The sequence below is a fragment of the Lysinibacillus capsici genome (genome assembly GCF_003367505.1).
GTDB lineage: Bacteria > Bacillota > Bacilli > Bacillales_A > Planococcaceae > Lysinibacillus > Lysinibacillus capsici.
Window position 1 is genome coordinate 241832 of record NZ_PXXX01000015.1, and the last position, 13421, is coordinate 255252.

The 13421-nt window shown below is 38.6% G+C and carries 18 protein-coding genes; 15 read left to right on the forward strand and 3 right to left on the reverse strand.

Annotated elements, in window-relative coordinates; translation table 11 throughout:
• The first annotated feature begins 1 nt into the window (after nt 1).
• The 11 genes from C7B89_RS14555 (at nt 2) to C7B89_RS14605 (ending at nt 7082) form a co-directional block, all read left to right on the forward strand.
• Nucleotides 2-289 (forward strand): BMC domain-containing protein, encoded by a 288-nt coding sequence (locus C7B89_RS14555; protein ID WP_112117869.1) that lies wholly within the window; start codon nt 2-4, stop codon nt 287-289.
• Nucleotides 290-319: 30 nt separating this feature from the next.
• Nucleotides 320-1090, forward strand: a complete 771-nt coding sequence (gene fabG / locus C7B89_RS14560) for a 3-oxoacyl-ACP reductase FabG (RefSeq protein ID WP_016995121.1) — start codon at nt 320-322, stop codon at nt 1088-1090.
• 18 nt (nt 1091-1108) lie between these two features.
• On the forward strand, nt 1109-1384 hold the full coding sequence (locus C7B89_RS14565) for a BMC domain-containing protein (RefSeq protein WP_048390439.1): 276 nt from the start codon (nt 1109-1111) through the stop codon (nt 1382-1384).
• A gap of 16 nt (nt 1385-1400) precedes the next feature.
• Nucleotides 1401-2243: a phosphate propanoyltransferase gene (pduL, locus tag C7B89_RS14570; protein ID WP_115673998.1), complete on the forward strand. Its 843-nt coding sequence runs from the start codon at nt 1401-1403 to the stop codon at nt 2241-2243.
• A 6-nt stretch (nt 2244-2249) separates the two neighbouring features.
• Nucleotides 2250-2519, forward strand: a complete 270-nt coding sequence (locus tag C7B89_RS14575; protein ID WP_016995124.1) for a EutN/CcmL family microcompartment protein — start codon at nt 2250-2252, stop codon at nt 2517-2519.
• Nucleotides 2509-2901 carry a BMC domain-containing protein gene (locus C7B89_RS14580; protein ID WP_112117870.1) on the forward strand — a complete coding sequence of 131 codons (393 nt, stop codon included), beginning with the start codon at nt 2509-2511 and terminating at the stop codon, nt 2899-2901. Before C7B89_RS14575 ends, C7B89_RS14580 begins: the two co-directional genes overlap by 11 nt.
• 48 nt (nt 2902-2949) lie before the next feature.
• Nucleotides 2950-3888: a malate dehydrogenase gene (mdh, locus tag C7B89_RS14585; protein ID WP_115673999.1), complete on the forward strand. Its 939-nt coding sequence runs from the start codon at nt 2950-2952 to the stop codon at nt 3886-3888.
• A gap of 171 nt (nt 3889-4059) precedes the next feature.
• A complete protein-coding gene (locus tag C7B89_RS14590) occupies nt 4060-4593 on the forward strand; it encodes a cysteine hydrolase family protein (protein WP_103117891.1) in 534 nt (177 codons plus the stop codon).
• Complete coding sequence (locus tag C7B89_RS14595; protein ID WP_115674000.1) at nt 4583-5128, forward strand: GNAT family N-acetyltransferase; 546 nt, start codon at nt 4583-4585, stop codon at nt 5126-5128. The genes C7B89_RS14590 and C7B89_RS14595 overlap by 11 nt, the downstream gene beginning before the upstream one ends.
• 25 nt (nt 5129-5153) lie before the next feature.
• Entirely contained in the window at nt 5154-6023 is an 870-nt protein-coding gene (locus C7B89_RS14600; RefSeq protein WP_004228976.1) for a DMT family transporter, read from the forward strand.
• Between the two features lie 636 nt (nt 6024-6659).
• Nucleotides 6660-7082 carry a hypothetical protein gene (locus C7B89_RS14605; protein ID WP_115674001.1) on the forward strand — a complete coding sequence of 141 codons (423 nt, stop codon included), beginning with the start codon at nt 6660-6662 and terminating at the stop codon, nt 7080-7082.
• 33 nt (nt 7083-7115) lie between these two features.
• On the opposite strand, the gene C7B89_RS23270 is transcribed toward C7B89_RS14605, so the two are convergent.
• On the reverse strand, nt 7116-7646 hold the full coding sequence (locus C7B89_RS23270) for a hypothetical protein (protein WP_244205682.1): 531 nt from the start codon (nt 7644-7646) through the stop codon (nt 7116-7118).
• Nucleotides 7647-7833: 187 nt separating this feature from the next.
• Here C7B89_RS23270 and C7B89_RS14615 point away from each other — a divergent pair, with 187 nt between their 5' ends.
• The 3 genes from C7B89_RS14615 (at nt 7834) to C7B89_RS14625 (ending at nt 10198) form a co-directional block, all read left to right on the forward strand.
• Nucleotides 7834-8391: a GNAT family N-acetyltransferase gene (locus C7B89_RS14615; RefSeq protein ID WP_115674002.1), complete on the forward strand. Its 558-nt coding sequence runs from the start codon at nt 7834-7836 to the stop codon at nt 8389-8391.
• A 176-nt stretch (nt 8392-8567) separates the two neighbouring features.
• A complete protein-coding gene (locus tag C7B89_RS14620; protein WP_115674003.1) occupies nt 8568-9167 on the forward strand; it encodes a hypothetical protein in 600 nt (199 codons plus the stop codon).
• 47 nt (nt 9168-9214) lie between these two features.
• The gene (locus C7B89_RS14625; RefSeq protein WP_115674004.1) at nt 9215-10198 is read left to right on the forward strand and encodes a hypothetical protein; all 984 of its coding nucleotides are present in this window, start codon (nt 9215-9217) and stop codon (nt 10196-10198) included.
• A gap of 251 nt (nt 10199-10449) precedes the next feature.
• On the opposite strand, the gene fumC is transcribed toward C7B89_RS14625, so the two are convergent.
• Complete coding sequence (gene fumC, locus C7B89_RS14630) at nt 10450-11841, reverse strand: class II fumarate hydratase (protein WP_115674005.1); 1392 nt, start codon at nt 11839-11841, stop codon at nt 10450-10452.
• A 278-nt stretch (nt 11842-12119) separates the two neighbouring features.
• Nucleotides 12120-12335 carry a hypothetical protein gene (locus tag C7B89_RS14635; RefSeq protein ID WP_115674006.1) on the reverse strand — a complete coding sequence of 72 codons (216 nt, stop codon included), beginning with the start codon at nt 12333-12335 and terminating at the stop codon, nt 12120-12122.
• 386 nt (nt 12336-12721) lie between these two features.
• On the opposite strand from C7B89_RS14635, the gene C7B89_RS14640 reads away from it, so the two are divergent.
• Complete coding sequence (locus C7B89_RS14640; protein WP_115674007.1) at nt 12722-13279, forward strand: hypothetical protein; 558 nt, start codon at nt 12722-12724, stop codon at nt 13277-13279.
• The last annotated feature ends 142 nt before the right edge of the window (nt 13280-13421 follow it).

The window sequence follows — 13421 nt, forward strand, 5'->3', positions numbered from 1 at the left end:
CATGAAATCGATTGGTATTGTGGAGACAAGAGGACTTGCGATTTCAATACGAATCGCAGATGCTATGCTTAAAGCAGCGGATATTCGAATACTTCGACAAGAAACCATCGATTTGGCTCTAGTAACCATTGCCATTGAAGGGGACACAGCGGCCATTCAGGAAGCGATAGCCATTGGTACACAACTAGCTAAAGCAGCCAACCAATGGATTGCCTCTTCAACTATTTTAAGGCCAGATATCGCGGTGAATGGATTAGTAACAGAAATTGCGAAAAAGCCAAGTACTTAAAATGAATAAAAGGAAAGGTGGAGGAACGAGTTGAAGGTCGATTTAACGGGGAAGGTTGTCATAGTTACTGGTGGTAGTAAAGGAATTGGGAAGGGGATTGCTACCGTATTTGCTGAACAGGGTGCTCATGTGGTGATTGCAGCAAGAGGTATGGAAGCTGCCACAGATGTAGCAAATCAATTACAAGCGCAAGGATTCTCCGCTTCTGCTGCCACTGTTGATGTTGAAAACTATGAATCTGTTGAAAGCATGGCTACGGAGGTTGCTAGCTCTTTTGGTTCCATCGATATTTTATGTGCCAATGCTGGTATTTTTCCCTCGATGAAACTAGAGGACATGACGACGGACCATTGGGATCAGGTATTAAATGTCAATGCCAGAGGAACGATGTTTGCTGTCAAAGCTTGCGTGCCCCATTTAAAGAAAGCGAATGCTGGCAGGGTCATTATTACCTCGTCGATAACGGGTCCAGTGACTGGCTATGCTGGATGGACACATTATGCCGCAAGTAAGGCAGCTCAATTAGGGTTTATGCGAACTGCGGCTCTTGAATTAGCACCCTATCATATTACGGTCAATGCCGTGTTACCAGGAAATATCGCAACAGAAGGCTTAGATGGTCTTGGTGACACCTATCTACAGAAGATGGCGAAGGCGATTCCATTTGGCAGCCTTGGTCGTGTGGAGGATATAGCGTATGCTGCATTGTTCCTTAGTAGTAAGGAGGCAGGCTTTATTACGGGTCAATCGATCATTATTGATGGTGGCCAAACATTACCTGAAGATGCAGAGGCATTTTAATAGAAGGAGGGATACGAAATGAATTTAGGCGCATTAGGAATGATTGAAACAAAGGGCTTAGTGGGCTCTATTGAAGCAGCTGATGCAATGGTCAAGGCTGCCAACGTGAATATTGTTGGTAAAGTCCATGTGGGTGGCGGTATTGTCACGGTGCTTGTTCGTGGGGATGTAGGGGCTGTGAAAGCCGCAACAGATGCAGGAGCAGCAGCTGCACAACGTGTTGGAGAGCTATTATCTGTACATGTGATTCCGCGACCACATGCAGAATTGGAAGCGATTTTAAAAATGCAATAATGAGTGAGGTGGCTATATGAATGAACAAGCAATAATAAAAATTGTTAATGATGTCATAGCCGAATTACTACCTAAAAAAGAAGCAGCTCCTACACCCAATGAAATTCCTATAGGTATCTCAGCAAGGCATATTCATTTACAACAAGAGCATGTCGAGCAGCTATTTGGCAAAGGTGCTACGCTGAGTGTAAAAAAAATGTTAGCTCAACCCGGTCAGTTTGCAGCACATGAAACGCTACAGGTGGTGGGACCAAAAGGAAGCATCCAAAATGTACGTGTATTAGGTCCAGCTCGCACCTTCACACAAATTGAAATTAGTCAAACAGATGCCATTGCCCTAGGAATTCAACCACCTTTGCGTGAATCGGGAGAAATTGCTGGCTCAGCTAGCTGTATACTGGTAGGACCTAGAGGAAGTTTGATTTTACAAGAAGGGGTCATTATCGCACAAGCACATATTCATATGGCACCTGCTGATGCACAGCAGTTAGGGGTTCAGAACGGTCAATACGTCTCCGTTAAGGTGCAAGGGCGACGTCCCATTACCTTTGAGCAAGTGAAAATTCGTGTGGCTGATCACTATCATTTAGAAATGCATATTGATACAGATGAAGCAAACGCAGGCTTCATCCAACAGGGTGAAACGGGTACAATTATAACAGGCAAGATGGCAGGAGAGCCTTACAATAACTTCGTTAGTCCTCCAATTGAAATTAACCACAAGATTATAACGGCAAATGATGTAAGCCGTTATCAAGGTGAGACAGTGATAGTCCCCAAAGAGGCAAGGTTGACGGCACTGGCGAAGGAGGCCGTGGAAAAATTAGAAATTGAACTTCAGTTTCACGAAAAAGGATGAGGATGCATGCGGATAGGAACAGTGGTCGGAAATATCTGGGCAACACGTAAAGAGGAAGGGCTACAGGGATTGAAATTACTCATTATCCAGCCAATAAAGCTGGATGGTCAACTGAGTGATGAACAAATTGTTGCGGCAGATCGTATAGGTGCAGGTGTTGGAGATAACGTCATTTTAACAATGGGCAGTGCTGCTGTACGAAGTTTTTCTACGTCCAGTATTTGTCCAATTGATGCCATTGTTGTTGGCATTATAGATGGCACAGATGAATCGTGAGGTGAGCACAGTGACAGAAGCGATAGGAATGATCGAAACGTATGGCTTGATTGGCTCCATTGAAGCTGCAGACGCCATGCTAAAAGCAGCCAATGTCCAATTAGTGAAACAGGAGCTAGTAGACGGTGGTATCGTAACCATTATTGTCGAGGGAGATGTTGGTGCAGTACAGGCTGCGGTTGATGCTGGTAAAGCGGCAGCAACGCGAACGAGCAAGCTACTAAGCGCACATGTAATTCCACGAGCAGCCAATGAAGTATTCACAGCGATTATTGATGAAACACAGCCGATAAAAGCGACGGAGGCAGCAGCCAAAAAAACAAGCACTCGCCAGAAGCCTCAACAAACAAAACTTGTAGAGGATGAGCAGGCAGATAAATAGTCGATGGATCTTTAGTAATGAATCTATGTCGTTAGGAGGGGGAGGCAGATGAGCTTTAGGCGACCCAAAATCGCCATCATTGGCGCTGGACATACAGGTGCAACCGTAGCGTTAATGGTCGCACAGAAACAGATCGGGGATATTGTGCTTATCGATTTACCAGACTTCGAAAATGCTGCGAAAGGGAAGGCATTAGATATTCTCCAAGCTGGACCAATAGAAAGATTTAACGTACAGGTGACGGCTACTTCAAAGTATCAGGAAATAGCTCATGCTGATATTGTGGTTATCACGGCAGGTATTGCAAGAAAGCCTGGCATGACACGGCAGGCTTTAATTCATACAAATGCGGCAATCATCCGCACGGTAAGCGAACAAATCAAACGTTATGCGCCAACTAGCTATATTATCGTCTTAAGTAACCCTGTCGATGCTATGACCTATGTTTGTCTGGAAACAACGGGTTTTCCCAAAAATCGTGTCATGGGACAATCAGGTGTTTTAGATACAGCGCGCTTTAATACCTTTATCGCACAGGCTCTTCAGCTTGCTGTCGAGGATATATCGAGCTTCGTCTTGGGTGGACATGGCGATGAAATGGTGCCACTCGTTCGCTATACGTATGTCGGAGGAATACCATTAGAAAAATTAATGCCACAAGCACAGATTGAGCAATTAGTGGAGCGAACGCGAAAAGGTGGAGGCGAAATTGTCGCCCTACTTGGCAATGGCAGTGCTTATTATGCCCCAGCTGCCGCCATTGTCCAAATGATTGAAGCGATTGTGAAGGATCAACGGAAAGTAATGCCCATCATTACGTATTTACAGGGCGAATATCAAGTAGACAATGCCTGCATTGGTGTCCCTGTTGTTTTAGGGGGAGCTGGTATTGAAAGTGTAATTGAATTGCATTTAAACGAAGAGGAACAGCAAGCATTTAATCATTCGCTTCACCAAGTTTATCAAACATTAGCCTATATCAAATGATGCGAGCGCATGACACCATCTAATAGTGGCATGTATTAGATGGTAGTGTACATAGTTGAGGCACCTTACGATGTTGTAAAGGTGCTTTTTGTTGTGCAAAATTTTCTTTTAATGGAAGATCGTTTTCTGTACAATTAAAAAAGTTACTACTGATGCACAAAGGAGGATACGATGAAACAAGCACTCATCATTATCGATATACAGGAGGCTTTCTTTCTAGATGGCCAGCAAAATCTTTGGAACAGTGAAGCTATTATCAAAAATATTAATGCCTCCATTACATGGGCACGGCGCAACGAAGTACCCGTTATTTTTATTCAGCATACAGACGCAGATGATGTGGATTTTGCATTAGGTCAACCAGGCTGGGAACTGTATCATGGATTACTTAGACAGGCGGAGGATCAAGTGATTCAAAAAACAACGTGGGACGCTTTCTATCAAACGGAGCTTGCAGCTTATTTACAAGCGCATCACATCGACCAATTGATTTTCGCGGGTGCTCAAACAGAGTTTTGTCTTGATACAACAATCCGTAGTGCTTTTAGTCATGGCTACCATCATAATATTTTAATAGAAGATGCACATAGCACCTTAGATAGTAATGTACTGGCAGCACCACAAATTATTCAACATCACGAATCCATTTGGCATAATCGTTTTGTGCGGATTCAGTCAATTGGAGGATTCCAACATGCTGATTGATCAGAAAGAGCTCCAGATAAAAGAGCTATCCTATACAATTCGCTGTGCCCGACGCGAAGATGCCCAAGCCTTATCAGATTTACGCTTGCAATTAGACGGTGAAACGGAAAACTTCGATCGTGAACAGGGCGAGGCATTGATTGATCGAGCAGGCTTTGAGCAGCTTATTCAACAGGATAGCGAAAGCTCAAAAAATTTATGTTTAGTAGCGGTTGTCGGTGATCGGATCGTTGGGTTCTCAAGATGTGAGGGCTCTCCACTCAAAAGGCTTGCCCATAAAGTAACCTTTGGTGTTGGAGTCAGTAAAGAGTTTTGGGGCTATGGCATAGGAAAAGCCTTGCTGCAAGAATCCATTGATTGGGCAGATACCAATGGTGTTCGCAAAATAGCACTAGAAGTGTTAGAAACCAATGAGAAAGCGATACAGCTCTATAAAAAAATGGGCTTTTTAGTGGAAGGCATTCTGAAAAATGATAAATGCCTTGCAGATGGCAGGTTCTATCACACGATCATTATGGGAAGATGGCAGGAATAGCATCGGAGAAGGAATTTAAAACAGCATGACAAATTTTATGTATATCTTTTGTTTGATTGTCTGGGGTCTTAATTTTATTGCAGTCAAAATTCAAGGAACGCCAGTCAGTTTAGAATTATCTTTAACCTATCGTTTAGTCATGACAGCCCTTTTATTTTTCATCCTTGCTTGGTTCTTGAAACCACAGGGTAAACCACAACAGGGCGATGTACCTTTTATCATCGTTTTTGGCGTTTGTAATTTTGCATTCAGCTATTTAGCGCTGTATTATGCGACGATATGGAGCTCGGCTGCTATTGTCACATTAATTTTTTCATTAAAAGTCATACTAACACCCATCGCCCTACGGATATTTCTCAAGGAGCCATTGCATCGTCGTGTTTTAATTGGCGGTATTTTAGGCGTCATCGGCGTGGGGGTGCTGATTTATCCATCTTTACATAATATGGAGTTAAAAGGAGTGTTAATTGCCTTCGTAGGGACTGTCCTAACAGCCATTGGGGATGCAAGCTCTGCCCGAAATGCCAAGCATCAAATCAACCCGATTTATGCGAATGCCATTGGTTTTGCAGTGGGCAGTGCAGTCATGTGTGCCATTGTTTGGCTACAGGGACAAACAGTCGTAATACCAAAATCCTTTACCTACTTATCGGCGCTCTTGTATTTAACACTTATTGCATCCTTTTTCGCATGGTTATTTTACTTAAAGCTAGTCGAACGAATTGGAGGGGCAAAAAGTGGCTATATGGTTGCATTATTCCCCGTGATTGGCGGTATTGCGTCTGTTGTCATCGGCGAATCAACACTCAGTATTTATTTAATCTTAGGCTGTCTTTTTAGCTGCATTGGAGCTGCGATTGCCTTAGGCTTTAAAATTAAGCCTATTTTACGATGAACGAAAACCCCTTTCCCTTCATAAACTAGAGAAGAACGCTTGAAAAGGGTGAGGGACAAAATGTCATTCGTTCCATTGAATGCAATGGGTATTTTGAGAGAAAAAGATGAGGATCACTGGGACATTGATCGCTGGGAAAATGATGGTGGCAGAAGCCTAGAGGCGTAAGGGAGACAGAAATTTGTCTCCCTTTAAATATTTTTGAAACCTTTTGATCAATTGCTCGTATGATAAGTAGACAAGTTTTCGTTGTCAGCTATAAAAAAGGGAGAAATGATTTTTTTGAACCATTGAACAAAACGATTACTATTCATTATTTACGTGATTGTCATTGCGGATGCGTATTACACAACGCTCTATATTGAACCAAAAACACCGCCGCAACACCAAACCATCAAAGCAACAGCCATCACGGTAGACCAACTACGGTAGCAAGCCTCACAAAAGGAAGCGGACAACCCGTCGTTTGAAGCCTTTTTGCTTCAAGCAATTTCTTCAAAGCGTGGTCCAGGAATTGGTGATGCAAGAAATATTCGTAGAAGCACGAACTCCAAAGCGTGTCTATTTACATTATCAACAGCTACGTTGCTGACACCCTGTACATTTACAGGGTTTTTTTAATAGGAGGAGCAAAATATGAGTATGGCAACCTATATAGGCTTCAATTTTCCAGTTGAAATACAGGATGACTATACAGAAAATGAAGTTGACATAAATTATTTTTTCTCGGTAAAAGAGAATCGCCAAATTGTACAGGCAAAGCATTTTACAACACCCTATGTATATGAAATCGAAACAAAGGGAGAGCCCATTTGGCAAATGCATAACGAAAATAAAGTGTATTCCCCCCATAACTATGAAAAAGCCAAAAGAACTTTTCACCATGTATGTGACTTTCTAAAAAAATTCCTTCCCAAAGGAGATTATTGCGAAATCTACATTTGCTGGATAGGAGAAGAAGGAGAGGAACATGAGAAAAAACTTGCACTGCTGTTAGACCAACTGTCAGTAGATGAGGTAGCAATAGTTGAGAAATGTTTGCTGATGGTGAGAAACTAATAAAGTCTCCTATAAAATGTAATATGCTAACTTTTATTGATTAAATTCTATAGCTAACGATTTATCAAGTTGTTCCCATTGTTTTACGATTGTGTTCCAAATTTGTTTAGGGAAACTATTAGTTGTATAGTTAGACAAACTTAAAACTTTTCCGATCCTTATGATATATTCTGTATCTGCTTCATCCCATTCTTCTACCTCGAATAAATCGGTTTTAGGTAAAGGTTCTAAAAAAATAAATATACGCCGAAGCATCTCTTTTTCTCCATTATTTAATACGCTACTTGCAAAATTATTTGTGATGACAGAGTCAACGATAACAACTCTTATCTTCTCTATCTGATTGATTAAAACTTGAGGATCTTGCCAATCGTTTTCTTTTTGTTTATTTATAGCTAAATTTAATTCATACAATTTTTGGTTAAGGTTATAAATAAAATATTCTTGTTTCCTTGCATTATTGCTTGCCCATGACGCTACAAAAAATATATTCAGGAGTATGCTAATGATTAAAAATATAAATACGGCTTTATTTAACTTTGATTTTCTAATTGTTCTTTTCAACTCCTTTAAATTCCAATATTAAACTAATTATCTAAATGCTATCAATTGTTGGGATTTCTATCAATAATATGTTAACGTTTTTGCGGAGAGATAAGAGAAAGAGGTCAAATTAGGAAAAAATACTAAAACTAATATGTTATTATTTTAAAGAGTAAAATGCTAATAAATGGTGAAAAAGGGGAGTAGTATGCATACACAATTCGAATTTACGGTTTTTCCTCAATTGGAAACAGAACGTTTTATTTTACGAAAAGGGATAATGGGTGATTGCCAAGATATTTTGAGACTTTATTCTAATGAAAATGTAGTGAAGTACCTGCCATTACCATTGTTTGCTTCAGTTGAAGATGCTATTGATGAAATCAATTGGTATGAGAAAATTTTTAAAGAACAAAAAGGCTTAAGATGGGTAATCGAGGAAATTCAGACCAACAAGGTGATTGGCACATGTGGCTATTTGAATTATGAAAAAGAGCATAATCGTATAGAAATTGGCTATGATTTAAACCCTGACTATTGGGGGAAGGGTGTGATGCAAGAGGCTTTAAGTTCGATCATCCACTTTGCCTTTACATCCATGGGAATCAATAAAATCGAAGCAAAAATAGAGCCAGAAAACACAGCATCTATCAAACTATTGGAAAAATTAAACTTTTCTCAAGAAGGTCTTTTGAGGCAACATGAATTTGAAAAAGGGAAGTATGTGGATCTCGCTATCTTTTCCCTATTGAAAAGTGAATATTAGGAGGTTAGGAAAGTCGCTCTCATCATGAGGGTGGCTTTTAATTTTGCTATTACTGCGAGATACATAGAGAATCAGCCATGTTAAACGTAATTATTAAATGGAAAATATTATAAAAATTAACTAGTGTAAGGTATTATTATAATAAATGGCTAACCTTCTAAAGAGGAGTGAGAGAGATGAAGCTCGTAAATGTTGTATTGACAGGACTATTGATAAGTGGATTGTTAATAGGTTGTACCGAGGAAGGAGAAACGAAAGGGGAACAGGTAAAAACAGAAGAAACAACAATCAAACAAGTAGCAGCAGTAAACTCTTCGAAAATCTGGAATGATGTATCAACCCCTGAAGGCTTCAATAACTATGAGATTGAACCAACGTTGGAAGCATGGATTGCCTATCATGCCCAAGATATTAACAAAACAACAGACGTAGACGAATATTATCTAAGGGCAGATCGTCTCACGAAGGAAATGCTATATTTTAGGGTTCAAGGGGAAGACCTTCAGAAGGATTTTGAAAATTTAAATGTACTGCAGATTTTGATGGGACATCTGGATTATGTAATATCGGTTGAGAAACAGCAAGGTCTTGATACAGCTGAGTCCTATGGAGAATTAACTAAGTGTTTTACGTATTTCACTGAATTACTTCACGATCTCAACGTAATCATCAATAACGATGGCAAGGGTGAAACATATGGGCTCACACACCAATTAGACGGGAGCAAGGTGGACGAACTCGAAAAACTTCTTTATACAGAGGCCAGAAAGGAGTAAAAGCTCAAAGTGAAATATTTATTAGCAATATTGAAGGGGGAATATTTTTGAATAATAAACAACTAATTCCTACAAATGAAATTAAAGAAGAGTTTGAGGCTATTTTATTAGAACATGCTAGTATTGCGCATTGTGAGATTAATTTAAAAAACGGCACGATCAAAAATATACAACGATTAGACACCCGCTATGACGAATTTGCTTTGGATATTATGAATAATGAATTTTGTTTTAGTCTAAAAGAAAAAAATAACATAAACTTTTATAGAATTAATCTTGAAACATTTAATCAAATACATGCTATCACATTAAATTTAAATAATTATTTTTCTTCTGAAGAAATTAAGGATGAAAGCTATTATTCCAAGTTAATTTATCTTAATCCTCAATATTTATTGTATTTTATTACGAAAAGAGAAATTAACTATGGACATCCCTTTTATCAATGTATTTTTTTAGTAAACACTTCAACAGGAGAGATAAAACGATTAAATCCATTACTTCCAAACGGAGATAATTTACTTAGATTAGATACTTCCAAAAACATCTATCTAAGCAATCATAATCACTTATTACTATTAAAAACCGGGAGAATAAGACCCTTTGAGAAACAAGCAATGTATAATGGAGTAGATATTGAAAATCCTTATCATGACCACCTAGAATCGATTTACTTAATGGAGATTTCATCTTTAACTAACCAACAGAATTTTAATAATGCGAAATTACTATCTTTATTAAATTATTCAGGTGCCTCTGAAAACTTACGATATGAGAACAATGTTCTTTCATACGTAGTATCTGATTTTACGAACAACACTAAAGAGTTAATAAAACATGATTTGTTAGACGGGGATGTTTCAAAATTTCAAGATGACCAATTAATACGAGATTATTTAAATTATGATTTTGAATTATTACCAAACTACTATCATTATATCTCTAAATTATCTAAACAAGATAAAGCTGATACGTTTAATCTAATTGACGATGAATTGTCGTTTAATGTAAAGCTGGATAAAATAAGCTGAGAGAATTTTAACTAGTTATAAGCATCTGTAATGGAGTTATGGATTACATAGGAGGCAGAATAAACCACTCTCCGATGAAGTGACTGCATAGGATAGATACAATTATTTTCATTAGGAAGCTATTTGGCATGGATTCGATAGTCTATCGAGATTCATGTCTTTTAATTTTGCTTTCATCCATGCTAAAGATATTTCTCATAAACAAAAAAGATTGAAGCCCATTAGCCTCAATCTTTTTATGGTCGCTTTCATTATTTTACGTTCGGATAAATCATTGTTGCTGGGTCTACATATTCATCGAACTGTTCTTCTGTAAGTAAGCCACTTGCGATGGCTGCTGCCTTTAAGGTCGTGCCTTCTTTGTGGGCCTGTTTTGCGATTTTTGCTGCGTTTTCATAGCCAATATATGGGTTTAACGCTGTTACAAGCATTAATGAATTTTGTAAATGATAATCGAGTACCTCTTTGTTTGGCTCAATGCCTACTGCACAATGGTCGTTAAATGATTTCATTGTATCCGCTAATAGGCGAGTTGATTGCAAGAAGTTGTAAATGATGACTGGTTTAAAGACGTTTAATTCAAAGTTACCTTGAGAAGCGGCGAAGGCAATTGTTGCGTCATTTCCAACTACTTGTGTGACAACCATTGTCATTGCTTCACTTTGGGTAGGGTTTACTTTACCTGGCATAATGGAAGAGCCTGGTTCGTTTTCTGGGATCGTAATTTCCCCAATACCTGAACGAGGGCCACTTGCTAGCCAGCGAACGTCATTGGCAATTTTCATTAAATCAGCCGCTAAAGCCTTTAATGCACCGTGTGCTACAACTGCTTCATCATGACTTGTTAGGGCATGGAATTTATTTGCAGCTGATGTGAATTGTTTGCCTGTTAGCTCACTAATTTCCTCAGCCACACGATCACCAAATTCAGGGTGAGCATTGATTCCTGTACCGACTGCTGTTCCACCAATTGCAAGCTCCTTCATATAGTCAATATTTTGGATAATCATATGCTCTGATTTTGAGAGCATGGCTGCCCAACCACTAATTTCTTGACCTAATGTGAGAGGTGTCGCGTCCTGTAAATGCGTACGACCAATTTTAATAATGTCCTTAAATTGAGCTGCTTTATCTTCCAAAGTTGCTTTTAATAAACGTAGTCTTGGTAATAAATAATCTTCCACTTTTAAAACAGCCGCAATATGCAATGCTGTTGGGAATGTATCATTTGAGCTTTGTGATTTATTGACATCATCATTTGGATGAATACGGTCCGCTTCACCTGCATCCTCTAATAGTTGATTCGCACGGTGAGCAATGACTTCATTCACATTCATATTGGATTGTGTACCACTACCAGTTTGCCAAACCACAAGAGGAAATTGATCGTCCCATTGACCATTTAAAATTTCATCTGCAGCCTGCACGATGGCATTTGCTTTAATATCAGAAAGTTTGCCTAGTTTATTATTCGCAATCGCCGCACTTTTCTTTAGGATTGTCATAGCTTGCACAAGCTCGATTGGCATTTGTTCTGTACCAATTTGGAAATTTTCTTTACTGCGCTGTGTTTGCGCGCCCCAAATTTTATTAGCAGGTACTTTAATTTCACCCATAGTGTCTTTTTCAATACGATAATCCATGTCAAAACAGCTCCTTTAGTATGTAAAGTTCTCCTCATGTACAGATAAAAACGGATACTCTTAGTCTGATGTAAGAATATCCGTTTGATACATGCTTATTCAAAAAAGAGGGGGATTCTGAATGAAGCAATTTGGAGAAAGAAATAATCTATTGATAATGATAATTGTTATCAATTAAAAAGTCAACGGTTTTGCTTGAAGAAATTTAAAGTGAATGATTCGCAATCATTACCTATTTTATTCCCGAAAATTAAGGGAATAAACCATGTTTTAGTTGATTATCTCTTTTTCTTTCCAAGCTCTTTAAGAGGCTGCTTTTTAGGGATTTTTTCGAATAATATCTTCACATGAAAATTGTTGTCATCAACTTGAAGTACCTCCAACACCTTTGCCTTGCGCCCTTTAATGCGAATATCATCATCCACAGTAGGTAGCTTGACGAGCAATTGACTTAAAACGGACGTCTTGTTTTCGTAGTAATGCGTCACAAACATCGCGATTCTCCTTCTGACTTTTGATTGTTACTCAATTTATGAGCGAAAGATAATAGTTAGAACTTTGGAGATGGTGAGCAAAGAATGAATGAAACCGTTCGAAAAGCCGTTAGAGGTGATCATAAAGAGAGGAAACCCGCTCATCGAGTTACTGAAGGTAATCATAAAATGAGAGAGCCAAGCACAGAGGAAAACTAGTAATTAGTTTCCTATAGAAGTTTATAACTTAGTGAGGGGAAAGAGGCGTAGAATCCCATACAATACTTAATAGTCATATTGTGGGTGAATGGAATAAATATATTTTACATTTCCGGTTGGTTAATTATGTTAATATCACGTTATATTAACATGATTAGATAGTAAAGAAAAGGAGGCGAGTAAGTAGAATGACAAATAATATCATTGAACAAGCAAAACGAGGGTTGGAGGGTTTTGCTATTGGGGGTTATCATACTAGCGGAAATTTTAGTAAGTATCGGGAGGATTACTATAAATATTTTGGAGATCCAGATGATGAAACAAGAAGATACGCTATAGCTGCATTTACTTGTATGCTGGGTACTTGGGAAACGGGTTCTCTTCAGATATTTCAGCCCATACAAGAGTGGGAGGAAAATAAAAAATGGAGCTCCAATCCATTAGACCAGAAGCGATTTTATCGTTTTAAAGATTATCTTTATGCACTGTTAGCACATCATGAGCAGATAGAGAAAGAATTCCCCTATATGTATGAAGATATTGTTTTATTTTTAATAAAAATAGAATTAAATCAAGGGATCAGATATGAGGAATGGTTTCCAGAGCATAACCCGAATTTGTTTCAGCGATTAAGAGAAGAAATTTTAATACCTAAACAACATTTGGTAGATAAAAGAAGTCATCGGAAATTCTTATTAAAAGAAATAGGTATTGAACCTTTTTTCGAATCGGATCAATTTAGGTAATGAAAGTAATCCAAAAGTGGATGGAATCGCTCAGAAAGGGTTCCAAGGTAATCGAAAAGAGAGACACCCCGCTTATTAGAGACAATCATTCAGCAAGCCACTGCGAAATAAAATTGCAATGGAAAACACTACTGCATGTTGC

What these genes read in the sequence shown, in the direction of transcription:
- C7B89_RS14600 (WP_004228976.1), top strand. Translation starts at nt 5,154, where the DNA reads ATGACAAATTTTATGTATATCTTTTGTTTGATTGTCTGGGGTCTTAAT.
- C7B89_RS14635 (WP_115674006.1), bottom strand. Translation starts at nt 12,335, where the DNA reads ATGTTTGTGACGCATTACTACGAAAACAAGACGTCCGTTTTAAGTCAA.
- C7B89_RS14615 (WP_115674002.1), top strand. Translation starts at nt 7,834, where the DNA reads ATGCATACACAATTCGAATTTACGGTTTTTCCTCAATTGGAAACAGAA.
- C7B89_RS14575 (WP_016995124.1), top strand. Translation starts at nt 2,250, where the DNA reads ATGCGGATAGGAACAGTGGTCGGAAATATCTGGGCAACACGTAAAGAG.
- C7B89_RS14580 (WP_112117870.1), top strand. Translation starts at nt 2,509, where the DNA reads ATGAATCGTGAGGTGAGCACAGTGACAGAAGCGATAGGAATGATCGAA.
- fumC (WP_115674005.1), bottom strand. Translation starts at nt 11,841, where the DNA reads ATGGATTATCGTATTGAAAAAGACACTATGGGTGAAATTAAAGTACCT.
- C7B89_RS14595 (WP_115674000.1), top strand. Translation starts at nt 4,583, where the DNA reads ATGCTGATTGATCAGAAAGAGCTCCAGATAAAAGAGCTATCCTATACA.
- C7B89_RS14590 (WP_103117891.1), top strand. Translation starts at nt 4,060, where the DNA reads ATGAAACAAGCACTCATCATTATCGATATACAGGAGGCTTTCTTTCTA.
- C7B89_RS14605 (WP_115674001.1), top strand. Translation starts at nt 6,660, where the DNA reads ATGAGTATGGCAACCTATATAGGCTTCAATTTTCCAGTTGAAATACAG.
- C7B89_RS14565 (WP_048390439.1), top strand. Translation starts at nt 1,109, where the DNA reads ATGAATTTAGGCGCATTAGGAATGATTGAAACAAAGGGCTTAGTGGGC.
- mdh (WP_115673999.1), top strand. Translation starts at nt 2,950, where the DNA reads ATGAGCTTTAGGCGACCCAAAATCGCCATCATTGGCGCTGGACATACA.
- C7B89_RS14555 (WP_112117869.1), top strand. Translation starts at nt 2, where the DNA reads ATGAAATCGATTGGTATTGTGGAGACAAGAGGACTTGCGATTTCAATA.
- C7B89_RS14620 (WP_115674003.1), top strand. Translation starts at nt 8,568, where the DNA reads ATGAAGCTCGTAAATGTTGTATTGACAGGACTATTGATAAGTGGATTG.
- pduL (WP_115673998.1), top strand. Translation starts at nt 1,401, where the DNA reads ATGAATGAACAAGCAATAATAAAAATTGTTAATGATGTCATAGCCGAA.
- C7B89_RS14640 (WP_115674007.1), top strand. Translation starts at nt 12,722, where the DNA reads ATGACAAATAATATCATTGAACAAGCAAAACGAGGGTTGGAGGGTTTT.